17 protein-coding genes are annotated in these 24058 nt (G+C 57.7%); 14 read left to right on the top strand and 3 right to left on the bottom strand.

Annotation, left to right across the window (positions count from 1 at the left end; all coding sequences use genetic code 11):
- Positions 1 to 167: 167 nt before the first annotated feature.
- The 5 genes from ACR3EM_RS14060 to ACR3EM_RS14040 all read left to right on the top strand — a co-directional run bounded on the left by ACR3EM_RS14060 (position 168) and on the right by ACR3EM_RS14040 (position 7413).
- Positions 168 to 1130 (top strand): TAXI family TRAP transporter solute-binding subunit, encoded by a 963-nt coding sequence (locus tag ACR3EM_RS14060; RefSeq protein ID WP_480471272.1) that lies wholly within the window; start codon positions 168 to 170, stop codon positions 1128 to 1130.
- Positions 1131 to 1237: 107 nt separating this feature from the next.
- Positions 1238 to 3862, top strand: a complete 2625-nt coding sequence (locus ACR3EM_RS14055) for a TRAP transporter permease (RefSeq protein WP_480471271.1) — start codon at positions 1238 to 1240, stop codon at positions 3860 to 3862.
- Positions 3859 to 4290, top strand: a complete 432-nt coding sequence (locus tag ACR3EM_RS14050) for a universal stress protein (RefSeq protein WP_480471270.1) — start codon at positions 3859 to 3861, stop codon at positions 4288 to 4290. The genes ACR3EM_RS14055 and ACR3EM_RS14050 overlap by 4 nt, the downstream gene beginning before the upstream one ends.
- A 73-nt stretch (positions 4291 to 4363) precedes the next feature.
- Positions 4364 to 6112 carry a gamma-glutamyltransferase gene (gene ggt, locus ACR3EM_RS14045; protein WP_480471269.1) on the top strand — a complete coding sequence of 583 codons (1749 nt, stop codon included), beginning with the start codon at positions 4364 to 4366 and terminating at the stop codon, positions 6110 to 6112.
- A gap of 95 nt (positions 6113 to 6207) precedes the next feature.
- On the top strand, positions 6208 to 7413 hold the full coding sequence (locus tag ACR3EM_RS14040; RefSeq protein WP_480471268.1) for an MFS transporter: 1206 nt from the start codon (positions 6208 to 6210) through the stop codon (positions 7411 to 7413).
- Between the two features lie 59 nt (positions 7414 to 7472).
- On the opposite strand, the gene ACR3EM_RS14035 is transcribed toward ACR3EM_RS14040, so the two are convergent.
- Positions 7473 to 8948 (bottom strand): NAD-dependent succinate-semialdehyde dehydrogenase, encoded by a 1476-nt coding sequence (locus ACR3EM_RS14035; RefSeq protein WP_480471267.1) that lies wholly within the window; start codon positions 8946 to 8948, stop codon positions 7473 to 7475.
- Between the two features lie 2 nt (positions 8949 to 8950).
- Positions 8951 to 10228 carry a 4-aminobutyrate--2-oxoglutarate transaminase gene (locus ACR3EM_RS14030; protein ID WP_480471266.1) on the bottom strand — a complete coding sequence of 426 codons (1278 nt, stop codon included), beginning with the start codon at positions 10226 to 10228 and terminating at the stop codon, positions 8951 to 8953.
- Between the two features lie 151 nt (positions 10229 to 10379).
- Between ACR3EM_RS14030 and ACR3EM_RS14025 the strand changes: the two genes are divergently transcribed.
- The 8 genes from ACR3EM_RS14025 (at position 10380) to ACR3EM_RS13990 (ending at position 19509) form a co-directional block, all read left to right on the top strand.
- The gene (locus ACR3EM_RS14025; protein WP_480471265.1) at positions 10380 to 10946 is read left to right on the top strand and encodes a cupin domain-containing protein; all 567 of its coding nucleotides are present in this window, start codon (positions 10380 to 10382) and stop codon (positions 10944 to 10946) included.
- A 137-nt stretch (positions 10947 to 11083) separates the two neighbouring features.
- Positions 11084 to 11605, top strand: a complete 522-nt coding sequence (locus ACR3EM_RS14020; RefSeq protein WP_480471264.1) for a VOC family protein — start codon at positions 11084 to 11086, stop codon at positions 11603 to 11605.
- A gap of 70 nt (positions 11606 to 11675) precedes the next feature.
- The gene (locus ACR3EM_RS14015; protein WP_480471263.1) at positions 11676 to 12026 is read left to right on the top strand and encodes a hypothetical protein; all 351 of its coding nucleotides are present in this window, start codon (positions 11676 to 11678) and stop codon (positions 12024 to 12026) included.
- A gap of 113 nt (positions 12027 to 12139) precedes the next feature.
- Positions 12140 to 13108, top strand: a complete 969-nt coding sequence (locus tag ACR3EM_RS14010; protein WP_480471262.1) for a carbon-nitrogen hydrolase family protein — start codon at positions 12140 to 12142, stop codon at positions 13106 to 13108.
- Positions 13109 to 13150: 42 nt separating this feature from the next.
- Positions 13151 to 15883 (top strand): aminotransferase class I/II-fold pyridoxal phosphate-dependent enzyme, encoded by a 2733-nt coding sequence (locus ACR3EM_RS14005; RefSeq protein WP_480471261.1) that lies wholly within the window; start codon positions 13151 to 13153, stop codon positions 15881 to 15883.
- 22 nt (positions 15884 to 15905) lie between these two features.
- Entirely contained in the window at positions 15906 to 17354 is a 1449-nt protein-coding gene (locus ACR3EM_RS14000; protein WP_480471260.1) for a biotin carboxylase, read from the top strand.
- An 8-nt stretch (positions 17355 to 17362) separates the two neighbouring features.
- Positions 17363 to 18352 (top strand): C45 family autoproteolytic acyltransferase/hydolase, encoded by a 990-nt coding sequence (locus tag ACR3EM_RS13995; RefSeq protein WP_480471259.1) that lies wholly within the window; start codon positions 17363 to 17365, stop codon positions 18350 to 18352.
- A gap of 101 nt (positions 18353 to 18453) precedes the next feature.
- Positions 18454 to 19509, top strand: a complete 1056-nt coding sequence (locus ACR3EM_RS13990) for a glycosyltransferase family 2 protein (protein WP_480471258.1) — start codon at positions 18454 to 18456, stop codon at positions 19507 to 19509.
- Here the strand turns inward: ACR3EM_RS13990 and ACR3EM_RS13985 are convergent.
- Positions 19506 to 22685 (bottom strand): glycosyltransferase family 2 protein, encoded by a 3180-nt coding sequence (locus ACR3EM_RS13985; protein WP_480471257.1) that lies wholly within the window; start codon positions 22683 to 22685, stop codon positions 19506 to 19508. The two genes, ACR3EM_RS13990 and ACR3EM_RS13985, sit on opposite strands and share 4 nt — an antisense overlap.
- A 217-nt stretch (positions 22686 to 22902) precedes the next feature.
- On the opposite strand from ACR3EM_RS13985, the gene ACR3EM_RS13980 reads away from it, so the two are divergent.
- Entirely contained in the window at positions 22903 to 24054 is a 1152-nt protein-coding gene (locus ACR3EM_RS13980) for a GSCFA domain-containing protein (RefSeq protein ID WP_480471256.1), read from the top strand.
- Positions 24055 to 24058 lie beyond the last annotated feature (4 nt).

Genomic DNA, 24058 nt, shown 5'->3' with positions numbered 1-24058 from the left:
GTCGAATCCGAGCCTATACGTAATCAACCGTATAGACACCTGCTGTTTGGTTTCGCTTTCCTCTTAATCATCGGGGGGCCTGATTCCAGTGCGATTTTTTCTGTTGTGTTCTGAAAGGTTTCAGGCACCCCAACAGATCAAAAAAGACTGACAACAGGAGTGTCAAAGTGTTCAAGAAAACCTCAATTACCGCATTTGCCGCGGCGGCCTTGATGGCACCAGCGGCATATGCAGAAGAGTTTATCACGATCGGAACTGGCGGCGTTACGGGTGTCTATTACCCGACGGGTGGCGCGATCTGCCGTCTGGTCAACAAGGGCCGGAAAGAACACGGGGTCCGGTGTTCGGTGGAGTCGACTGGGGGGTCGGTTTACAACATCAACACCATTCGCGAAGGCGAGCTTGAGTTTGGGGTGGCACAGTCGGACTGGCAGTACCACGCATTTAACGGCAGCTCGAAATTCGAAGAAGCCGGCCCGTTTGAGAACCTGCGTGCCGTGTTCTCGGTACATCCAGAGCCGTTTACGGTTGTGGCGCGTGCCGACGCGGGTATCTCGAATTTCGAAGACCTGAAGGGCAAGCGCGTCAATATCGGCAACCCCGGTTCCGGTCAGCGCGGCACCATGGAGGTTCTGTTGGGCGAAATGGGTTGGACAACTGACGATTTCGAACTGGCGACCGAGCTGAAAGCGGCTGAACAGTCGGCGGCTCTGTGCGACAACCAGATCGACGCGATGGTTTACACCGTTGGTCACCCGTCCGGTTCGATCCAGGAAGCGACCACCGCCTGTGACTCGGTTCTGGTGAACGTCAGCGGTGATGCAGTCAGCAAACTGGTTGACGACAATTCATTCTACCGCACGGCCACCATCCCCGGTGGCATGTACCGTGGTTCGGACGGCGATACATCGACCTTTGGTGTGGGCGCGACCTTCGTGACCTCGGCAGACGTGTCGGATGATGCGGTCTATGCGGTTGTCAGCTCGGTCTTCGAGAACTTCGATGACTTTAAAAAGCTGCACCCGGCCTTCGCCAACCTCAAGCCTGAAGAGATGATCGCGGATGGCCTGTCGGCACCGCTGCACCCGGGTGCTGAGAAGTATTACAAAGAAAAAGGCTGGATTCAGTAACCAGACCTGACGCGGGGCGCCTTTCGGGGCGCCCCGATTCATATCCGGGTTAACCGGTGACAAGACGGCCACAAAAAACCAAGGCCGAAGGACGGGGAGATTTTACCATGAGTTCCGACGACACACAGGGCAATCGCCCTCTATCCGAAGAAGAGCTTCAGGATCTGGTCGCCTCATCCGATGCGGGTGCGCGCAATCCGGCTGGGAATGTGGGGCTGTTTCTGGCGATCGTTGCTGTCTTGTGGTCGGTGTTTCAGGTCGTGTTGGCCTCGCCCCTGTCGAACTACCTGCTGCCGGGCAGCGTAGTGAACAACTCGCGCCAGATTCATCTGGCCTTTGCGATGTTCCTGGCCTTTGCGGCTTATCCGGCGCTTAAATCCAGCCCGCGAAACTATATCCCTGTTCAGGACTGGATTATGGGGATCGTGGGCGCCTTCCTGGCGCTGTACGGCTATTTCTTCTACCAAAAGATCGTTGATGCGGGCGGCCTTGCTGACGACACGGACAAGTGGTTTGCACTTGTCGGTCTGCTGCTTCTGTTCGAAGCCGCGCGTCGCGCACTTGGCCCCGCGATGGCAATCATCGCAACGATCTTTCTGGCTTACGTCTTCTTCGGCTCGTCCGATTGGGTCCCCGAAGTGATCCGCTGGAAAGGCGCCAGCCTGCAAAAGGCGATGAGCCATATGTGGATCACCTCCGAAGGTGTCTTTGGCATCGCTTTGGGCGTGTCGACCAAATTCGTCTTCCTCTTCGTTCTGTTCGGCGCGCTGCTGGATAAGGCGGGTGCGGGCAACTACTTTATCAAGATGGCCTTCGGCGCGCTGGGGCACCTGCGCGGTGGCCCGGCCAAGGCCGCCGTTGTCGGCTCGGCTGCGACCGGCCTGATCTCGGGCTCGTCCATTGCGAACGTTGTGACAACCGGTACTTTCACCATCCCACTAATGAAGCGGGTGGGCTTTTCTAGCGAACAAGCGGGCTCGGTCGAGGTCGCCTCATCCGTGAATGGCCAGATCATGCCGCCGGTGATGGGCGCTGCTGCCTTCCTGATGGTGGAATATGTGGGCATCTCCTATGTCGAGGTAATCACCCATGCCTTCCTGCCTGCCGCAATCTCCTACATCGCGCTGGTCTATATCGTGCACCTTGAAGCGGTGAAGCGGAACATGCCGACGCTGGGCGATCGCGTTGTTTCGATGGGTCGTACGATTGGCGGCATGGCGCTGTTCTTCGTGGGCTTTGCTGGGCTCTGCTATGGCATCCAATACCCGATCAAGGCGATCATAGCGATCATGCCTGATGCGTCGGGACTGGTCCTGTCGGCGCTGATCGTGTTGGCTTATCTGTTCCTGTTGAAACTGGCTGCTGGGGTCGAGGATCTGGTTCCAGATGATCCCAACGCCAAAGAGGTCGAACTGCCGGTGATCGCCGAGATCTACAAGGCCGGTCTGCATTACCTGCTGCCGATCATCGTGCTGGTCTACTTCCTGATGATCGAACAGAAATCGCCCGGTCTGTCCGCCTTCTGGGCAACCTCTCTGCTGTTCGTGATCCTGCTGACGCAAAAGCCACTCAAGTCCATCTTCCGGGGTGAGAGTGACACCGCGAATGCGTTCAAAGATGGGGTTGTCGATCTGTGGAACGGGTTGATTGACGGCGCGCGCAATATGATCGGCATCGCTCTCGCGACCGCTACAGCGGGTGTGATCGTGGGCACTGTGACGCTGACCGGTGTGGGCCAGGTAATGGCCGATCTGGTCGAGTTCCTGTCGGGCGGCAACCTGATCGCCATGCTGGCGCTGGTGGGGCTGCTGAGCCTGATCCTAGGGATGGGTCTGCCGACCACGGCCAACTATATCGTCGTCAGCTCACTGATGGCGGGTGTGGTTGTCGAACTGGGCGCGCAGGATGGTCTGATCGTGCCGCTGATCGCGGTGCATCTGTTCGTGTTCTACTTCGGTATCATGGCTGATGTGACACCGCCCGTGGGTCTGGCGAGCTTTGCGGCTGCCGCTGTTTCGGGCGGGGACGCGATCAAGACAGGCTTCACGGCTTTCTTCTATTCCCTGCGCACCGTAGCCCTGCCTTTCGTGTTCATCTTCAACACCGATTTGTTGCTGATCGATGTGGGCTGGGTGCAGGGCATCTTGGTGGCCGTCTCTGCGACCATCGCGATCCTGATCTTCACCGCCGGTACCATGGGCTGGTTCCTGACCAAGAACCGCATCTATGAAAGCGTCGCGCTGATCCTGATCGCTTTCGCGCTGTTCCGTCCGGACTTCTTCATGAACCGCATCGCACCGCCCTTTGCGCAGATCGAACCGGCACAGCTGACACAGGCCGTGGGCGAGGCTGCACCCGGCAGCACCATGCGGATCGAGGTCGCAGGTCCTGACTTTGACACCGGCAATATGACCGAAACCACGGTGGTTCTGGACATTCCGGAAGGGGCCGATGGTGCTGCGCGCGTTGACGCTCTGGGTTTGATCACGCTGGAAGAAGACGGCCTGATCAAACTGGACGAGCCGCTGTTTGGCACTCCGGTCGCGGATGAGCTGGACATGTTCGACTATTATGCTGACGACGCTGTTCGCATCACCAGTATTCAAGCCCCGCAGAGCCAGCCACCGAAAGAGCTAATCTTCATTCCGGCGCTGCTTCTGCTGGGTCTCATTGCCTTCCTCCAGCGCGGCCGCGCCGCGCGCGTCAACGAAGAAGAGGTCGTTACATCATGATTAAATCTGTCCTCTGTGCCGTGGATATCAGCAATGACGATCTGGATGCAGGCGTTCTGGAACGGGCAGCGGTGCTGGCCGATCTGGACGGCGCGCAGCTGGATGTGGTGACGGTTCTGCCGGATTTTGGCGAAAGCTGGGTCTCGGGCTTCTTCCAGCCCGAGTTCCATGAAAAGGCGGTGGAGGCGGCGCAAGAAAAGCTGATCCAGCTTTGCGCCCGCACGCTGGGCGAGGAGCGAAACGCCAGCATCCGCCATGTGGTCGCCACTGGCACCGCCTATCAGAAAATTCTCGAAACTGCCGAAGGCGCAGGCTCTGACCTCATTGTCATCGGAGCGCACAAACCAGACCTCAAGGACTACCTTCTCGGACCAAACGCGTCCCGCGTCATCCGACACTCAAACGCGTCCGTCTATGTGGTCAGATAGTGGTCAATTCGGTTTGAAAGTGTTTTTGTAACGAGTGTTTCGGTTTCCAAAAAACTTTCAAAGGTGAATTGCTATGAAAACCCTGTTGAAGACAACAGCGGCGATGGTCTTTGGCACCGTCGCCAGCATGGCTGTTGCACAAGACCCTGCGCCAGAATTTGGCTATGGCTGGGAAGACAAAGACTCGGTCACCGGGACCGAGTTCATGGTTTCCGCCGCAAACCCGATTGCCGCAAAAGCCGGATATGACGTGCTGTTGGCGGGAGGCACCGCCGCGGACGCGATGATCGCGGTTCAGTTGATGCTGAATCTGGTGGAGCCGCAATCCTCGGGCATCGGTGGCGGTGCGTTCATGTTGTATTGGGACGCCTCAGCCAAAACTCTGACCACCTTTGATGCGCGTGAAAAAGCACCCGCCAAGGCCACGCCCGAACGCTTTCTGTTACCGGACGGGGAAAAGATGCCGTGGCCCGAAGCTGTTGTAGGGGGTCAATCTGTCGGCGTGCCGGGCATTCTGCGCCTGATGGAAGTGACCCATAACCTTTATGGAAAGAAAGACTGGGCCTCGCTGTTTCAGTCCACCATCGATCAGGCCGAGCAGGGGTTCGAGGTCTCGCCCCGCATGGCAAATTCGATCCAAAGCACCATTGAGCGTGAGCGTTCTGTCGGTGTGTTCCCGGCGGGTAAAGCGTATTTTTTCAACGAAGATGGCACCCCGCTGCAGGCCGGGACGTTGCTAAGGAACCCCGAATTTGCGCAAACCCTGCGTATTCTGGCCGATCAGGGCGCGGGCGCTTTCTACAGCGGTCCGATTGCCGAGGATATGGTTGCTGCGGTTGCGGCGACTTCGAAAGTCGAAAACAACATCACGCTTGAGGATCTGGCCGCCTACCGGGTCAAAATCCGTCCCGCCGTCTGTGCCGATTATCGCGGCTATGACGTCTGCGGTATGGGCCCGCCGACCTCTGGTGGTCTGACCGTGGGGCAGATTCTGGGCATCCTGAGCAATTTTGACCTCAATGGTACCGGTTGGAACGCAGAGATGGCGCATCTCTATGCCGAAGCGGCCAAGCTTGCCTATGCTGACCGCGCGCTCTATATGGCCGATAGCGATTTTGTCGATGTACCGGTCAAGGGCCTGCTGGATAAGGATTATCTAAAGCTGCGCTCAGAAATGATCGACCCAGCAGCGGCTGGTGAGAAGCGCCAAGCGGGTGAGCCACCGCGTGATCACACTGCTCTGTTTGCACCGTCACAGAATCCGGATCGCCCCGGCACCAGTCACATCGTGATCCGCGATCAGTATGGCAACGCGCTGTCGATGACGACCACGATCGAAACCGCCTTTGGCAGTCGGGTCTTTGTGCGGGGCTTTCTGCTGAATAATGAGCTGACCGACTTTGATCGCGCACCCATGGATGGTGACCGGCTGGTGGCCAACCGGGTCGAAGGGGGCAAGCGTCCGCGCAGCTCGATGTCGCCAACCATCGTGATGAAAGAGGGTGAGCCCTATTTGCTGATCGGCTCACCCGGAGGCAGCCGCATCATCAATTATGTGGCCAAGACCATCATCGCGATCCTTGATTGGGACATGGACCCGCAGGACGCCATCGAAACAGGGCACTTCGTCCATCGTAACGGGTCATCCATGGATCTGGAGCAGGGAACATCCGCTGCTGAATTCGCAGATGCGTTGACCGGCAAGGGGCATGAAGTGAAACAGGTTGACCTCAATAGCGGGCTGCACGCAATCCTGATCAAGGATGGCCAACTGATCGGCGCTGCCGATCCGCGTCGCGAAGGTGTGGCATTGGGTCAGTAGCTCAAGACGGCAAAGGGTTGCCACAGAGCATTCGCGAGGTGCTCTGCGCGGCCCTTTTCTCTTGCTTTGCCGGCGCACTCGTCCGATAGGGCGGTATGTTCAAAAGCCGCGCCATAACCTTCATTCTGATCACGTTGATGATCGATGCCATTGGCATTGGCATCGTGTTCCCCATCATGCCTGACCTGATGGATCGCGTGGGCGCGGGCGATACCGGGCAGGGGGCCTTCTGGGGCGGCTTGTTGATGGCTGCTTATGCCGGGGCGTTGTTTCTGTGTGGACCTGTTGTCGGTAGTATCTCGGACGCCGTTGGCCGCAGGCCGATCCTGATTGCGGCACTGGTCATGCTGGCGCTTGATTACGTGATCATGGCTCTGGCAGGCACGTTCTGGCTGCTGCTGCTTGGGCGTACGCTCGCGGGGTTGGCTGGGGCGACTTATATTACCGCAACAGCTTATATTGCAGATATATCCGCGCCGACCGAGAAGGCCGCGAATTTCGGCCTTATCGGGGCTGCGTTCGGGATCGGCTTTGTTCTTGGGCCCGCCATCGGCGGTATTGCCGCCGAGATTAGCATCACCGCACCTTTCTGGATTGCCGCTGTCTTATCGGCGGCGAACGCACTGTTCGGCGTGTTTGTCCTTCCCGAAAGCCTAACACCCGAGAAACGCCGACCTTTTGGCAAACGCGACCTGAACCCGTTCAAATCGATCTTCGATGCCTTTCGTTTTCCGGGGCTGGCCGTTCCGTTGTTGTGCATATTCATTTTCGAATTCGCCAACATGGTTTACCCCACGCTCTGGGCCTTTTGGATTCGTGAAGTCTTTGGCTGGTCCACGCTCTATATCGGTTTGTCTCTGGCGGCCTATGGCGTACTGCTGGCCTTCGTGCAGGCAGGTCTGATGCCGCTTTTCATCCGGTGGATTGGCGACTACCGAACCCTCCTCTTGGGAATGACATCAGCGCTGATCGGAATGATCGGTTTTGGGTTTACGGCAACGGTGACAGCACTTGTCATCTTTATTTTGCTGGCTGCGTTGTCTGATCTGGTGCCTGCACTGATCACGGCGATGGCCTCAAATCAGGCCGACGAAGACCGGCAGGGTGTTGTGCAGGGGGTGATTGCGTCGCTGTCTTCAGTGGCAGCGGTCTTGGCACCCCTGGCCATGACCGGCCTCTTTCAGGCCTCGGTCGATAGTAACGGGACCTACATGCCCGGCGCGCCATTTTTCTTTTCGGCAGCGCTGGTTCTGCTGATGATGCCCTTGGTGTTTCGACTGCGCGGACACGCATCGGTCTGAAATGAAAAACGCACCCGCAGCGGGCTGCGAGTGCGTTGAAATTTTAAGGCATTGGGCGTCTACTGGATTTCACCCATGCAGAGATATTTGATCTCAAGGAAATCCTCGATCCCGTATTTCGAACCCTCACGGCCAAGGCCCGATTGCTTGACGCCGCCAAATGGGGCGACCTCGGTCGAGATCAGTCCGGTGTTAATGCCCACCATGCCCGATTCCAACGCTTCGGCCACGCGCCAGACGCGGGCCAAATCGCGGCTGTAGAAATACGAGGCCAGACCGAACTCGCTGTCATTCGCCATGGCAACCACGTCGTCTTCTTCTTCGAATTTGAACAGAGGCGCGACGGGGCCAAAGGTTTCATCCTTCGCCACCACCATGTCTCGGGTCACGCCAGTCAGAACGGTGGGTTCAAAGAAGGTCCCGCCCAGATCCGAGCGTTTGCCGCCCAGAGTGACAGTCGCGCCTTTGGAGACCGCGTCCGATATATGTTCTTCGACCTTGGCAACCGCCGCGTCGTTGATCAACGGGCCTGTCGTGATGCCATCGCCAAAGCCGTCACCTACATTCAGCGCCTTGGTTTTTTCGGCCAGTTTGGCAGCAAACTCGTCATAGACGCCCGCCTGCACATAGATGCGGTTGGCGCAGACGCAGGTCTGACCGTTGTTGCGGAACTTGGCGATCATCGCGCCGTCAACGGCGGCATCCACATCGGCGTCGTCGAAGACGATGAAGGGTGCGTTGCCGCCCAGCTCAAGCGACATCTTCTTGATCGTGCCCGCAGCCTGACGCATCAGGATCTGGCCCACCCGGGTCGAGCCGGTGAAGGTGATCTTGGCAACCTTGTCGTTGGTGCACAGCTCATTGCCCACGCCCGAGCTGTCGGTGCCCGGGATCACGTTGAAGACGCCCGCCGGAATACCGGCACGTTCGCCCAATACCGCCATCGCCAGCGCCGAGAGCGGCGTCAGAGTTGCGGGACGTGCCACGAAGGTACAACCCACGGCCAGCGCCGGGCCAACCTTGCGGGCGATCATTGCATTGGGGAAGTTCCACGGTGTGATCGAGCCCACGACGCCCACAGGCTGTTTCAGCACCACGATGCGCTTGTCGCGCTGATGGCCGGGGATGACGTCGCCATAAACGCGTTTGGCCTCTTCCGAGAACCACTCGATGAAGGATGCGCCATAGAGAATCTCTCCGCGCGCTTCAGGCCAGGGTTTGCCCATCTCGGCGGTCAGGATCGTGGCTAGATCGTCGGCGTTTTCGACCATCAGATCGAACCACTTGCGCAGGATCGCAGCGCGTTCCTTGCCTGTCTGAGCGGCCCAGTCCTTCTTCGCGGCATAAGCGGCATCGATGGTCTGCGCGGTGCCTTCGATGCTGACATCGGTCACATTGGCGATCAGATCGCCTGTGGCCGGGTTGTGAACTGGGAAAGTCGCCTCACCCTCAACCCATGCGCCGTTGATATAGGCACGGGTTTCCAGAAGGCTGGGATCTTTCAGTTCCAGCTTGGTCACTTTGGTATCCAGCATGTTCAGGCTCCTTTGACAGCGTCGACCGAGGCTTCGAGGATATCCATGGCCTCGGCGAAGATCTCGTCCTGCACCGTCAGCGGTGCGAGGAAACGAATTACGTTCCCATATACGCCACATGTCAGCAGGATCAATCCGCGCTTGAGCGCTTCGGCGCGCACGGCGTTCGCCATGTCGGGGTTCGGGGCGCTGCCATCGGAGGTGTTGAACTCGGCCGCGACCATGAAGCCCGGGCCGCGAATGTCGACGATTTCGGGCGTGCGGGCGCGGATGGATTCCAGACGCTGTTTCAGGCGTGAACCCAACTCATTGGCGCGGGCGCATAGGTCTTCTTCCTCGATTACATCCATTACCGCATGGGCAGCGGCGATTCCCAACGGGTTGCCGCCATAGGTGCCACCCAGACCACCGGGGTTTGCGGCATCCATCAGCTCGGCACGGCCGGTGACAGCGGCCAGAGGCAGGCCACCGGCCAGACCTTTGGCCATGGTGGTGATGTCTGCGGACACATCATAGGCGTCCATCGCAAACAGGTTACCGGTGCGGGCAAAGCCGGTCTGAACTTCATCGGCGATCAGCACGATGCCGTGTTCATCACACAAGGTGCGCAGGCCACGCATAAGCTCGGCAGGGGCAGGGTAGAAGCCACCTTCGCCCTGAACCGGCTCGATGATGATCGCGGCAACGCGGCCCGGATCGAGATCGGCCTTGAACAGCTTGGTCAAAGCGCCCAGCGAATCCTCGACCGAGGTGCCGTGCAGCTCAACCGGGAAAGGGACGTGATAGGTGTCAGGCATCATTGCACCGAAACCGGCCTTGTAGGGCTGCACCTTGCCGGTCAGGGACATGCCCATGAAGGTCCGTCCATGGAAACCACCACCGAAGGCGATCACAGCGGGGCGGCCGGTGGCGGCACGGGCGATCTTGACGGCGTTCTCGACTGCTTCGGCACCGGTGGTGACAAAGACGGTCTTCTTGTTGAAATCGCCCGGAACCTTCTCGTTCAGGCGCTCGGCCAGACGGATATAGGTTTCATAGGGCAGAACCTGATGGCAGGTATGGGTGAAGTTCGAGGCCTGTTTCTGCACCGCCTCCATCACCTTGGGGTGGCAATGCCCGGTATTCACAACGGCGATGCCTGCTGCGAAATCGATATAGCGCTTGCCTTCGACATCCCAGACCTCGGAGTTCACGGCACGGTCCACATAGACCTGCGTCTGCATTCCCACGCCCTGCGCGATCGAGGTGTTGCGGCGTTCAGCAATCTGAGCATTCAGCATCTTGCGTCCTTTCGGGTTATCGGGCGCGCGCGCCCGTAAATCTGACCGCGTGACTGTAGAGCCCACAGCCCCGAGCGAAAGCCTGTTTCTTGTGAATCATAAGTCCTTGATTTACGGTCCCGGCACCCCTCAAGTGATGCGGATAGTGAACATGAAGAACGCCAATCAAGATGATCTGACCCTCGGCTTGCGCCTGCGCACCCTGCGTGAACGGGCCGGCCTGTCACAGCGGGCGCTGGCTAAAAAGTCGGATGTACCGAACTCCACCATCTCTTTGATCGAGTCTGGTAAGATGAACCCCTCTGTTGGTGCGTTGCGCCGGATATTGCAGGGTATTCCTATCGGCATGTCCGACTTTTTCTCGTTTGAGATCGAGCCCGAACAGACCGTGTTCTATGCCGCTGAAGAACTGACCGAGATCGGCAAGGGCGGGTTGTCGCTGCGGCAGGTGGGCTCGAACCTGCATGGCCGCGCAATGATGATCCTGCAGGAAACCTATGATCTGGGCGCTGACACGGGCCGCGTAATGTACGGGCATGAGGCGGAAGAGGGCGGCGTGGTGATCTCGGGCCGGGTCGAGGTCACTGTGGGCGATCAACGCAAGGTGCTGGGGCCTGGTGATGCTTACTACTTCGACAGCCGCGCGCCGCATCGGTTCCGGCAGGTGGGGCCTGAAAAATGCCGGATCATCAGCGCCTGCACCCCGCCGACATTTTGACCGCCGATGCAGGAATCTCAGCACTATGCATCATAGTGTTGCAATATTCGTCGAGTTGATCCACAGTATGATGCATAGTGTGGGATTTTCCTGCATATTCCAACGGGCGACCCCCGCCCTATTCGGAGATTTCGGATATGAAAAAGAAGCCTGCTACCCTGCCCCGCGGCTATCGCACCTGCACCGCATCGCTTGCCGTCTCGGACGTTCCCGCAGCGCTGCAGTTCTATGAAAATGCCTTTGACGCCAAGATTCAGGCCTATGACGCGGAAGAGGCCCCCGGCTTTGCAGCCATCAAGATCGGCAACTCGATGCTGTTCGTCACCGCTGGCTGGGGCGCGCATGTTCCGTCTGTACCCGGCACCGTTATTCCGGTTGGCCATCATATGTATGTCGAAGATGCTGACGCCACGCTGACGACCGCCCTGGAAAATGGCGCGACGCTGATCGCAGACGCAAACGACACCTATTGGGGCGAGCGCTGCGCCACCGTTGCGGATCCGTTCGGTCATATCTGGACACTGGCGACACGGATCGAGAACCTGAAATCCGAGGATATCAGTGAGCGCCGCAAAGCGTTGTTCCGCGCCATTCAGGATCAGGATGCCGAGGCCGTGGTCGAATCCGTCGAGACAGCAGAGCAGACCGAGGCCGCGTGATCCTGACAGAGGTTGAACAACCGAAGGGTCGTGAGGTACCGGAATGGGTGTGTTCTTTAACAGGCTAATCATGAACGACGCACCCCTTCCCACTTTCACGATCCGCCAGAACGATCTGGCCATCCTCGCCGCCGAGAACCGGATCGGAGATTATCCGGTCGCCGTACGCACCGCCCGAGAGGTGGTCAGCGGCGGCTTTGCCAACCAGTCGGCGCATCCCAATACCTGGACAGTCTATTTTCTGGTCGACGGCCAATGGGCGCTGGTTGAATCCACGCGCGGGCTGCGGCGGGAATGGTCAAGCCTGGACCGGTTGGAAAAATGGCTGCGCAGCTGCGGCTTCCGGTTCTTCTGGGTGCGCAACGATATCGACTTTGTAGAAACGCTCGGCGAAGAGCTTACCGAGGAAGAGGCCGGATAGATCAACTGCCTGCGGATAGTGGGCTTGCGCTAACATACGGTTTTATGTTCCGATGAAGAACGCCTGGTCACAGCGGCGGTCGCAATCGGCAAGAAAATGAGAAGAAACGAAAAATGACCCCTTTTGCGATAACCGGAATCCAGATGCATGTCGGTGCGTTGCACTCGAATGTCGAGGCGATGTTGCATCGGATTGATGTGATGATGGCGCGGTTCCCCTGGACCCAGATGGCCTTGTTCAGCGAGCTGGCCCCCTATGGCCCGCTTGACCGTTTTGCCCAGCCCTTTCCCAATGATGACTTGTCGCGGTTTCAGGATGCGGCGCGGCGTTATGGCATTTGGCTGATCCCCGGCTCGATGTTTGAAAAGCGCGAGGATGGGCGGGTTTTCAACACCTCGGTTGTGATCAACCCGGATGGTGAGATCGTCTCGAAATACTCCAAGATGTTCCCATTCAAGCCATATGAACAGAACATCGCATCGGGCACTGATTTCTGCATCTTTGACGTGCCGGATGTGGGCCGGTTTGGCCTTTCGATCTGCTATGATATCTGGTTCCCCGAAACCACCCGCCATCTGACCAGCCAAGGGGTCGAGGTGCTGCTGCACCCGGTTCTGACCGGCACCACCGATCGTGAAGCTGAGCTGTCGATCGCCAAGGCCACCGCGGCGCAGTTCCAATGCTACGTGTTTGACGTGAACGGTCTGGCCGCTGGTGGCGTTGGCCGTTCACTGGTCGTCGACCCGTCGGCCACCGTTCTGCACCAGTCCGCGGGGCAAGAAGATATCTTCCCGATTGAGATCGATCTGGACCAGGTTCGCCGCCAGCGCGAGGTCGGGCTGAAAGGCCTGGGTCAGGTTCTCAAAAGCTTCCGTGACCGCGAGGCGGATTTCCCGGTCTATGATCGCACCAGTGGGGCGGATGCCTATCTGCACACGTTGGGCCCGCTGCGCATTCCGCAAAAAGGCGACGCTGCCGGTGTTGCCGCATCCGACCCCAGAACGGCACTGGGATATAGCGAAGACGCTGCGACCAAGCCCGATAATCTTTATCTCTACAAAGGGCGCTCTGGCACAGACTGATCCCGAGGCAGCTCTTCGGTATCGGTAGAAAGGACAAACTTCATGCACGGCATTTCCGACAGCGAAAAGCTCCACACCATCTCGGACTACTACAGCGCCTCACAGCTGAGGGCAGACCGATGGAGCGCGCTGCGGGAAACGGCCGAGTCGCTGGACCAGGGCGGAAGCGAAAAGGATCGAGATCGCGCACGGCAGTTGCTGCAGGCATTGGCCCCGATCGAGGTGTATTTCGCTTTCCCTGGGGGGTCGGCCTTCGACTATCTGCGCCGACTGCTGGATCATGGCAATTTTTCCGATTTCTCGACTGCCGTGCGGCGGGTGTCGCGGGCGCTCACCTCGGGGGCTTATCGCCGCCGTTCTATCCCTCTGATCGCGGATGAAACCGAAGGTGATGAGTTCGAGGATGAAGCGGCCCAAAGCCATGAGGCCCGCGCGCTGGGGCGGCCCTATTTCGAGGTGATGATCGTCGACAATGTCAACGAACATCAGGAACGGTTCCTGCAATCCAGCCTGCAACGGATGCGCCGCAGCGAAGACCCGTTCATTTATGAAACCGTCATAGTCCCCAGTGTCGAGGATGCCCTGATCGGGGTTCTATTCAATCAGAATGTACAGGCGGTCATTGTTCGCCCGGGCCTTAGCCTGAAGTCCAAGAACGAAACCAATGTTTTGGGCCGCTATATCAGCCTCTATGGCGAGGGCGCCGATCTAGATGCGCTGTCCCCCTCGGAATACGGCCCTGAAACCTGCCGCAGGATCGGCATGCTGCGCCCCGAGCTGGACGCTTATCTAATCACCGACCGTTCGGCGGAAGATATTGCCGGTCTCGATCTGGGCCTGTGCCGGCGGGTGTTCTACAATCAGGAAGACTTTCTGGAATTGCACCTGAACATCCTGCGCGGAGTGCAGCGGCGCTATAAGACGCCGTTCTTCACGGCGCTCAAGGAATACTCGAAACAACCCACTGGCGTGTTCCATGCCATGCCGATCAGTCGGGGCAAATCGATCAGCCGCAGCCATTGGATTCAGGACATGGGGGCGTTCTACGGATCGAACATCTTCATGGCCGAAACCTCAGCCACCTCGGGCGGGCTGGATTCGCTGCTGGAACCGCGTGGCCCGATCAAAGAGGCGCAAGAAGCTGCCGCCCGTGCATTCGGCTCTAAACAGACGTTTTTCGCCACCAATGGTACGTCGACCTGTAACAAGATCGTCGTTCAAGCTCTGGTCCGACCCGGCGACATCGTTCTGGTCGACCGCGACTGCCACAAATCCCACCATTACGGCATGGTACTGGCGGGGGCGAGCGTGGTCTATATGGACAGCTATCCACTACACGATTACTCGATGTACGGCGCGGTGCCGATCCGTGAAATCAAGCACAAGCTGTTGGCTTTGAAGGCCGAGGGTAAGCTGGATCAGGTCCGTATGGTGCTGCTGACGAACTGCACCTTCGACGGCATTGTCTATAACGTGCAGCGGGTGATGCAGGAATGTTTGGCGATCAAGAAAGACCTTGTGTTCCTGTGGGATGAGGCATGGTTCGGCTATGCCCGTTTTGCCCCGAATACGCGTGTGCGCACGGCGATGCGCTCGGCCAACCTGCTGCGCGAGCGGTTCCGCACCCCGGAACATGCCGAGGCTTATGCGGCGCAGCAGGTTGAACTGGAAGGCGCGGATGACGAAACCCTGCTGAACACCCGCCTGATCGCGCCGCCGGATGCGCGGGTGCGGGTCTATGCCACGCAATCAACGCACAAGACGCTGACCGCGCTACGGCAGGGCTCGATGATCCACGTCAACGACCAGCAGTTCAAAGGTGCGGTCGAAGAGGCCTTTCACGAGGCTTACATGACCCACACCTCGACCTCGCCCAACTACCAGATCATCGCCTCACTGGATGTAGGTCGCAGGCAGGTCGAGATCGAGGGCTATGAATTCGTTCAGCGACAAGTCGAAAGCGCGATGGCAATCCGCCGGGCGGTGACGACCCATCCGCTGCTCAGGAAGTATTTCAAGTTGGTCACAGCGGGCGACATGATCCCCGAGGAATATCGCGAAAGCGGCATGACCAGCTATTTCGACCCCGATCAGGGCTGGGCTGATGTCTGGGATTGTTGGGCAAAGGACGAATTCGTTCTGGATGCCACCCGCATCACGCTGCATGTGGGCGCGACCGGCTGGGATGGCGATACGTTCAAGACCAAGATCTTGATGGACAAGTACGGCATCCAGATCAACAAGACCTCGCGCAATACCGTGTTGTTCATGACCAATATCGGCACCACGCGCAGTTCGGTTGCTTATCTGATCGAGGTGCTAGTCGAGATCGCCAAGGAACTGGACGATCTGATGGACGACGCGTCCAAGATGGAAAAACGAGCCTTTGAGAAGCGCGTCAGAAACCTGAGCGAACACGTCCCGCCGCTGCCCGATTTCAGCCGGTTCCACGATGCGTTCCGTTGTGAAAAAGGCACCGAGGCGGGGGATATCCGTACCGCCTTCTTCCTGTCTTATGACGAAGATAACTGCGACTACGTCGAGCCAGACAAAGAGATGCTTGAGCGGCTGGAGGCCGGAGAGGAGATGGTCTCGGCGACCTTCGTGATCCCGTACCCGCCGGGCTTTCCCATTCTGGTGCCGGGGCAGGTGATCAGCCCCGAAATCCTCAAATTCATGCAGGAACTGGACGTTTCGGAAATCCATGGATTCCGCGCCGATCTGGGCCTGCGCATCTTTACAGAAGACGCTTTGAAATCAGTCAAGAACCCCTAAGGGGTCAGGGAGGACAACAATCATGCCAAAGAAGGTGCTAAAGAACATCTCGGAAATCCGTCGGTATTTCCACACCAACAAGGACCCGATCTATTTTGTATCGGCGACCAATTTCAACCTGTTGGGGCTGGATGAATGGGTGATGAACTTCACCTATATCTGCTACATGGATTGCTTTGACGGGCGACATCCGAACGTGTTCGTGCCTTCTGAAATGCCGCATGATGAGTTCCAGTCCATCGAAGACATCAACAACTATCTACTGCAGCACAAAGAAGTCATCGATCTGGTCAAGCGGCGCGGTGGTAAACCCAAGTTTGTCTTCCTGATGTTTGATGAAACGACCGAGAAGCTGGTCAAGGAACTGGGCGGGCAACTGTGGTTCCCCAAGGCCAAGCTGCGCACCAAATGCGACAACAAGATCGAAACGGTCCGCATCGGCAACAAGGCAGGTGTTCCTTCCGTGCCTAATACCCTGAGTGTGGTCAAAAGCTACGATCACCTGCAGAAAATCTGCGACAAGGCCGGGCTGGGCCATGATCTGGTTCTGCAATCGGCCTTTGGTGACAGCGGCCATACGACGTTCTTCATCAAGTCCGAGGCCGATTTCAACAAGCACAAAGATGAAATCGTCGGCGAAGGCGAGATCAAGATCATGAAGCGGATCGACTGTCGCGGGGCGGCGATCGAGGCCTGTGCAACCTCGGAAGGCACCATTGTGGGCCCGCTGATGACCGAGCTTGTGGGTTTCAACGAACTCACCCCCTATCGCGGCGGCTGGTGCGGGAACGAGATCTTCTCGACCGCTTTTCCTCCGAAAGCCAGAGAACAGGCGCGGCAGCTGACCTTCCAGTTCGGGGAAGAGCTGCGCAAATCCGGCTATCGCGGATATTTCGAACTCGACTTTCTGATCGATAAAAAAACTGATGAGTTATGGTTGGGTGAGTTGAACCCGCGCATCACCGGCGCCAGTTCGATGACCAACCACGCGGCCTTTGCCCATGCGGACGCGCCGCTGTTCCTGTTCCACCTGTTGGAATTCTCAAAGAAGCCATTCGAGCTGGATGTCGAAGAGCTAAACGCGCGCTGGGCTGACCCTGACATGATCGACAGCTGGTCGCAGATGGTGATCAAACACACCGATGACAGTGTCGACCGCATCACGCAGGCGCCGCAATCGGGCATCTACAAGATGCTTGAGGATGGCCGCGTTGTATTTGACCGCTTCGACTATCACCGCCGCGCTGTGGGTGAGAATGAGGCGTTCTTCTTGCGCATCTCGAATGTCGGCGATTATCGCTATGAAGGCGCTGATCTGGGTATTCTGGTGACGCGCGGCCGGTCGATGACCAAAGGCTTCAAGCTGACGGACAATTCGAAGAAATGGATCCATGGCATCACCTCGGCCTATACGGCTGAGCCCCTGCCTGCTGCGCAACCGATGCAAGACCCCGCGTTCAAGATCATGTAGAAAGCCCCATGGCGCTTGTTTTTCGCTCAATCGACGAGGAACAGCCCGGTCCCAAGCTGGCCGGGCTGTTTGCCGAATACTGGCCCGCCTATCGCGATTGGTGGGCGCAAGAGGGGTATTCGGCCCGTCCCACCTATCGCGAATGCCTGCGCGCCTTGCAAAAGCACATGCCCGAGCTCCTGCCGCTCTATGAAGAGGTGGTCGAACTGGTCGGAGGCAGCGATAGCCAGGCGCGGTTTCTCAGCTTCTACTGCCCGCCGAAATACCTGTCGGGCTGCAGTCAGGCGATCTGGCGTGGCAAGACCCCGTTTCTGGTGCGCAACTATGACTACCATCCGAAGACGTTTGATGCGGCACTGCTGAAAACCCACTGGGGCGGGCGCGGGATCATCGGGATGAGTGACGGTGTTCTGGGCCTGCTCGATGGGATCAACGATGCGGGTCTGACCGTCTCGCTTACCTTCGGCGGGCGGCGCGAGGTGGGGGACGGGTTCGGTGTTCCGCTGATCCTGCGCTATGTGCTGCAAACCTGCGAAACCACGGCTGAAGCGGTCGACTGCCTGTGCCGCATCCCCTGTCACATGAGCTATAACGTCACCGTATTGGATGCGAAACATAACCACAGCACAGTTTACCTTGCCCCGGACCGGCATCCGCAGATTTCGGATGTGCCGGTGGCGACGAACCATCAGGGTCAGGTTGAATGGTCCAAACACGCGCGGTTTACAGCGACGGTCGAACGCGAACGCTTTCTTCTGAACCGGCTGAACCAGCACCGGGAAAGCGAAAAGCGTTTTATCGATGCCTTCCTGCGCCCGCCGCTTTATTCCACCGCGTTCAAATCCGGGTTCGGAACGCTTTACACAGCCGTCTACCGACCCGCAAAAAAGCAACTGCAACTGCTTTGGCCCGGGGCATCGTGGGATTTGTCTTTCGATGAATTCTCGGAAGGTGAGTTCAGCCTGTTGCTGCCCGATGAGGCCGAGGCCGCGTATTGACGTGCCCGCTGGCCGAATGATCAGGATTATGCGATCCTTGTTTCTGAGCGTCCAAAACCTTGATTTCTGGCGATCTTAACTTGTTGAACGGGATATGACCCATGCGCTGCCTGATCGTGACCACCATGCGCAACGAAGGCCCGTTCATTCTGGAATGGATTGCTTATCATCGGGCCATCGGCGTTACGGATTTCCTGATCTTCAGCAATGATTGCGAGGACGGAACCGATGAGATTCTGGATCGGTTGCATGCGCTGAAAATCGTCTACCACAAGCCCAACCCGCGCAAAGGCAAGAAAACGGTGCAGTGGCAGGCCCTGAGCCGCGCATCGAACCACCGGCTGGTCGAGCAGGCCGATTGGATATTGGTATCGGATGTGGATGAGTTCCTGTGCATTCACGAAGGCAGCGGCCAGATCGCCGATCTGATTGCGGCGCGGCCCGATGCGGATGGGTTTGCTGTACCGTGGCGGATGTTCGGGCATAATCAGCAAGTTGCCTTTCAGGATCAGCCGATGACGCGCCTCTTCACTCGCGCGGCCCCTGCAACATTGCTATGGCCATGGCGTGCGGTGCAGTTCAAGACACTGTTCCTTGCTGATCAGCGGCTGGACCGGCTGGGCGTGCACAGGCCCCGGTTAAAGGACGGTGCGGAATTCAACATGGTTGATGGCAATGGTGATCCGGCCCCTGCCATACCCGGCACGGTCATTCCCAGCGTCGCGCCGAGATATGGGTTGGCGCAGTTGAACCACTACGCTCTGGGCTCGGTCGAGAACTATCTGGTCAAGGCCGAACGGGGTCGCCCCAATCACAGCGAAGACCCGATTGATCTGGCCTATTGGATCGACCGCGATTTCAATCAGATCGAAGATGCCACGATCCTGCGCCACGCCGATGCGATTGCCGACGGCGTGGCCGAGCTGCGCGCCGACCCTGAACTGGATCAATTGCATACCCGATCCGTCGCGTGGCGGCACCAACGCATCAAAACGCTGATGCAGGATTCAGATATGTTCTACACGCACGCGCGCCTCTGTCAGATCGGCCCGACGCGCGTTCTGCCGATGACCGCACAGCGTCGCATGTGGAGCCAGCTCATGTCGATCCGCCGGGCGATCCACGCCGAGAAACAGGCGCGTGAGCAGGACGGCTAATCGGCCACCTCAGCTTCGGTGCGCTCGGGCATGAAAATCGCGTCAGGTTGGTCAGGCGCGGAAATCTTTTCGTAGAGGCGTGCATATTCAGGCAGGGCCTTCAATTCGGCCACCTTACGTTTGTGCGTCTCGACAGCTGACTTGTGCAGCGCCGCGATCTCGGCATCGGCCATAATCCGATACAGTTCTTCGCGGGCACGTGGCACATGCTGTTGAATTCGGGCGTCACGTTCACTGTTATAGTTCCGGCGGTCCCAGTAATACCCGCCCATATCTTCATCGACATGGTTCACCCGCCCCCGATCACGCTTGACCAGATAGCTGTCGGCAGATCGCAAAGTGTAGTGGTTCAGCGTGACGAGATCATAACCTAGCGACCGTTTGGTTGACCGCCAGCTGTTTGATGCATGCACCTGTTCCGGCATTTCCAGACCAGATCCATTAACCCACCGTATCTCAGACAGCCGATCTTCGTCCGGGCTCAGCGGCCTGTGAACGCCGAGCTTGGCATAGGGCGCAGATTTGTGGACCATTGTCTTGAAGCCCCAGCCCATGCGCGGCTTAGGGATGAATTGAGGCGCGCAGCGGTCGAAGGTTTCGATGACCCACTTGTCTTCGAAATCGGTAACGTCCGCATTCCCGAACAGCTTCCATGTCATCGAGATCAGGTTCGGTTCATTCATCGCCGCGAACAGCTCGGGCATGGTACCATCACCCACATGGATGTTTATGAACTCGTCACAATCCATGCACATGTACCAATCCGCATCCGAGATCAGAGGATGGGTGATCGCATGGTTCAGCGCTCCGCGTTGCGGTTTTTGCCCTTTGTCTGACTTGAATGGATTGTCCAGTCGCGTCACATATCCCAGCGCCTGCAAGCGGTCCAGCAGCTCAACCGTCTCATCGGTACAGCCATTGGTATAAATCAGAAAATCCGTCACCCCGATCGAGCGATGATAGGCGACCCATTCCAGTAGAAAAGGTGCCTCATTCCGCATTGTTGTTACAAGCGTGATCTTATCGCGTGAGAGGGGGGGGACGGGTTTGAGGGGCGAGAATAGTGTTTCGACACGTTTCTTGATGCTCTCATAAGCTTCTTGCGCGTCGTCTCCCAGTAGGATGGGATGACCCGAGGCTTGCAGAACTTCAGCTTGCGGTTCCGGTTCTTCGGGTGGTGTCGGTTGGGGCTGATCGCTGACAAAGGGCTCACCTGTCAGCGCGGTATGGGAAAGTGGTGCAAAACCTGGCTGAACGTCGTCCGATACACTGTGGGACAGGATGTCCTGAGACAGGATCTGGTAGAGCTGGTTGTATTCAGGCAGGTCCTTCAGAGCGTTGATCCGCGCGCGATGCCAGTTGCAGCTTGCCTCATGCAATTCTGCCAATCGTTGGTCCGCGAGCAGGTCGTCACGTACAGGCTTGGATTTCTCGAAATGTGACCGGATAGAGGTGTCCTGTTCGTCATTGCGGTTGTGGATATTCCAATACCCGATGCCCTGTTCGCGGTTGATGTGATTGGTGCGGCCGCGGTCGCGTTTGACCAGATAGCTGTCCAGCGACCGGATCGAGTAATGGTTCAGCGTTACCAGATCGTAGCCCCAGCTTTCCAGCGACGACCGCCAGCCCTTTTCGTGATAACGGTCGGGCATCTGTCGGCCCGATCCGTTGACCCAATGGGGCATGGTCTCTGTCACCGGCTCCAATGGTCGGTGGATGCCGAATTTCGAATAGCTCGACGGTCTGCGCGCGAAGGTTTTGAAGCCCCAGTTGTGATGGGGCACGCGCACTTTCTGCGGGGCGCAGCGGTCAAACTGGAGCGGCACAGGGTTATCAGCGAAATCGACAACACCGGAACAACCGAAGAACCGCCAGGTCATTGCGATAAGTTCAGGATTTCCAGTGGCGTTCATGAGGGATCGCAAGGTGCCCTCGGGCGTGTGGATGTTGATATATTCATCCACGTCAAAGACCATGTAAGCATCTGCCGCCTGAATCACCGGATGATCCTGCGCCAGTGCCAGCGCCACGCGCTGCGGCCGTTCGCCTTTGTCTATGCGTGCTGGGTTGTCGACGCGAGTGACCAGCCCGCGTTCAGCAAGACAGTCAAGAATCTCATCTGTGCCGTCCGAGCAGTCGTTGGTGTAGATCAGGAAATGGGTAAATCCCAGCCACAGATGATAAGCGACCCAATCCAGAATATAGGGTCCCTCGTTCTTCATGGTTGTCACCCCAACAACCGATTTCAGGGGTGCAGTATCGCTGACCGCGGGTGTGGCCGCCGCATATTGCTTGCCGTCGATCTCTTCCCGAAACACCTTGGCGAAGGCGCTATTGGGATCGGGGTTTGGATAATCCCGCAATGGAGCATTCAGCGGGTTGATCTTGTGCTTGATTAGCAATTGCCCCAGCAGACCGGTCGGATCGGGTACACCCTTGTAATGCTCGGCCAGAAACTTGCGCATTCGCCGACCGTACAGATGCACCGAATAGGTATTGTCGGTGACGTAATCGCTGATCCGGTTGTTGGGCTTTACGATCTTGCGACGGTCTTTGAATGTGTAGGGATAGAGCCCCTCCTGCGGGAAGGCATAGCGATCTTCGCCGGTCTTGTGCAGGAAGTGCGAGACCGCATGCGGCCCCCAGACACCCCATGGCTGTTCGCCAGCGTGAACCGGGTTGCCAGCGGCTTTCTTCTCTTCCAGTTCCTTGACGTATTTCTCGCCATACCAAGTCGGGATGGCAAATTCGTCCGAGCAATGATCCAGCAGCAGACGCAGTGCTTCGCTATCGCGGGGCAGGCCTAATACACCACCATTGATGTGCTTCTTGCTTTCCCAGCCAAAGAAATGGCCGGTCTCGGTAACGAAGGGTTTGCGGCAATAGGCGTCCGTGTCGGCCCAGATCATTCGGTCGGCGTCACGCAGCATGTGGTATCGGAACAGATCGGAATGCAGCGCAGGCGAGCCGGTGCGTTCGTGTACCAGAAACCCGGTTTCAGGCAGGACATCGGCGGCATCGCGAAACTCGACCCCGTTCGGCACGCGATCGACATCCTCGTAGGTGTAAAGGATGGTATGGTGCCCCGCATCGAGGAAAGACTGAACGCAGAGCTGCTCGAGAAAGCTCAGCGAACCGCGCATCCACAGCATGCCGATTTGGTGAAGGTCTGTCATGTTATGCTCTGCAACCTCGCCTGAGCCGTCAGGGGACCCCGTCGACCTGTTTTTCGCAACTCTATTGGATCAGGTGGGGTGCGTCCAGCAAGCCTCAGCGAAAAGGCGGGCAACAAAACATCGCTAGAATTCAGATGGTGTTGTGGATAGATGTAGCTGCAACAAGGCGCAGCTTTCCGCCAACAATAAGCGCCAGGGCAACTGACTTGAGGGCGATATGGCAAGATCGAACCGTGCGCGTCACTTCAACTTTCAACGCACGACGAAAAATACACCTGAATTCAGAACCTGGTTTCGGGGTGAGCACACGAATGCCAACCCGAATGTAGCGCGCATGATTCCAGCGGATGCAGTTGGAAAATACGTGCTGAAAGGCTGGACCCCGAAAGAACCGTTCATCACCCCCGACACACAGATTACAGCCTTTGGCAGCTGTTTTGCGGCGAATATCTCGGAATGGCTGTCGCGTCGGAACTATCGTGTTCTCAACAAGGAAGAAGATGCCAAAGATGCCTATGTCGTGACCTGTGGCGAAGGCATGGTGAATTCTTTCGTGATCCGCCAGCAATTCGAGTGGGCATGGGAAAACAAGGTTTTCGAAGGAGAGCTCTGGCATGGCTACAAGGCCGAATCCTATGGTTATGACCCTGAGGTGCAGGCGGAAACCAAACGTATATTTGACGAAACCGATGTGTTCATCCTGACCTTCGGATTATCAGAGATCTGGTATGATGAGGTCACTGGGAACGTGTTCTGGCGCACCATTCCCAAAGATGTTTATGACCCATCGCGGCACAAGTTTCGCGTGTCGACGGTCGAAGAAAACAAAGATAACCTGCGTGCTATCTACCATCTGATCCGAAAACATCGGCCGGATGCCAAGATACTGTTTACCCTGTCTCCGATCCCGCTGATCGCGACGTTCCGGGATAACTCATGCCTGACGTCGAACTCCGTCTCGAAAAGTGTTCTGCGCGTGGCTCTGGACGAAGTGGTCCGTGAGTTCCAAGACGAAGGCGTTCTGCACTATTGGCCGTCCTATGAGATCGTCACAGATGTCTTCAAGCTGCCCTATGTTGCGGATCGAAGGCATCCGAAACAAGCACCTCTGAAGTTCATCATGACGCTGTTTGAACATACCTGGTGCGTGGACGGAGACACTCCCAAACCGTCGATTTTGCAAGCTTGGGCGCAGGCCGGTGCCGAAGCTGAGCTGTTTCCGCCCGCCATGTCGCGCTGCATTCTGGCCAAACGCTGGAGCAGGTTACAGACCCTGATCGAAAAGGACGAATTCGACAACGATCCCGCTATCAATACGGCGCTTTCGAAGCTTGCGCAGGAACTGGTCGATGCTTCGAACAAGAACTGAGGTC

This window comes from Ruegeria sp. AH3, assembly GCF_056536265.1.
The sequence above is the reverse complement of the archived record's forward strand: the minus strand, read 5'-3'. Positions and strand labels throughout refer to the sequence as shown.

What these genes read in the sequence shown, in the direction of transcription:
- ACR3EM_RS14055 (WP_480471271.1), top strand. Translation starts at nt 1,238, where the DNA reads ATGAGTTCCGACGACACACAGGGCAATCGCCCTCTATCCGAAGAAGAG.
- ACR3EM_RS14050 (WP_480471270.1), top strand. Translation starts at nt 3,859, where the DNA reads ATGATTAAATCTGTCCTCTGTGCCGTGGATATCAGCAATGACGATCTG.
- ggt (WP_480471269.1), top strand. Translation starts at nt 4,364, where the DNA reads ATGAAAACCCTGTTGAAGACAACAGCGGCGATGGTCTTTGGCACCGTC.
- ACR3EM_RS14040 (WP_480471268.1), top strand. Translation starts at nt 6,208, where the DNA reads ATGTTCAAAAGCCGCGCCATAACCTTCATTCTGATCACGTTGATGATC.
- ACR3EM_RS14035 (WP_480471267.1), bottom strand. Translation starts at nt 8,948, where the DNA reads ATGCTGGATACCAAAGTGACCAAGCTGGAACTGAAAGATCCCAGCCTT.
- ACR3EM_RS14030 (WP_480471266.1), bottom strand. Translation starts at nt 10,228, where the DNA reads ATGCTGAATGCTCAGATTGCTGAACGCCGCAACACCTCGATCGCGCAG.
- ACR3EM_RS14025 (WP_480471265.1), top strand. Translation starts at nt 10,380, where the DNA reads ATGAAGAACGCCAATCAAGATGATCTGACCCTCGGCTTGCGCCTGCGC.
- ACR3EM_RS14020 (WP_480471264.1), top strand. Translation starts at nt 11,084, where the DNA reads ATGAAAAAGAAGCCTGCTACCCTGCCCCGCGGCTATCGCACCTGCACC.
- ACR3EM_RS14015 (WP_480471263.1), top strand. Translation starts at nt 11,676, where the DNA reads ATGAACGACGCACCCCTTCCCACTTTCACGATCCGCCAGAACGATCTG.
- ACR3EM_RS14010 (WP_480471262.1), top strand. Translation starts at nt 12,140, where the DNA reads ATGACCCCTTTTGCGATAACCGGAATCCAGATGCATGTCGGTGCGTTG.
- ACR3EM_RS14005 (WP_480471261.1), top strand. Translation starts at nt 13,151, where the DNA reads ATGCACGGCATTTCCGACAGCGAAAAGCTCCACACCATCTCGGACTAC.
- ACR3EM_RS14000 (WP_480471260.1), top strand. Translation starts at nt 15,906, where the DNA reads ATGCCAAAGAAGGTGCTAAAGAACATCTCGGAAATCCGTCGGTATTTC.
- ACR3EM_RS13995 (WP_480471259.1), top strand. Translation starts at nt 17,363, where the DNA reads ATGGCGCTTGTTTTTCGCTCAATCGACGAGGAACAGCCCGGTCCCAAG.
- ACR3EM_RS13990 (WP_480471258.1), top strand. Translation starts at nt 18,454, where the DNA reads ATGCGCTGCCTGATCGTGACCACCATGCGCAACGAAGGCCCGTTCATT.
- ACR3EM_RS13985 (WP_480471257.1), bottom strand. Translation starts at nt 22,685, where the DNA reads ATGACAGACCTTCACCAAATCGGCATGCTGTGGATGCGCGGTTCGCTG.
- ACR3EM_RS13980 (WP_480471256.1), top strand. Translation starts at nt 22,903, where the DNA reads ATGGCAAGATCGAACCGTGCGCGTCACTTCAACTTTCAACGCACGACG.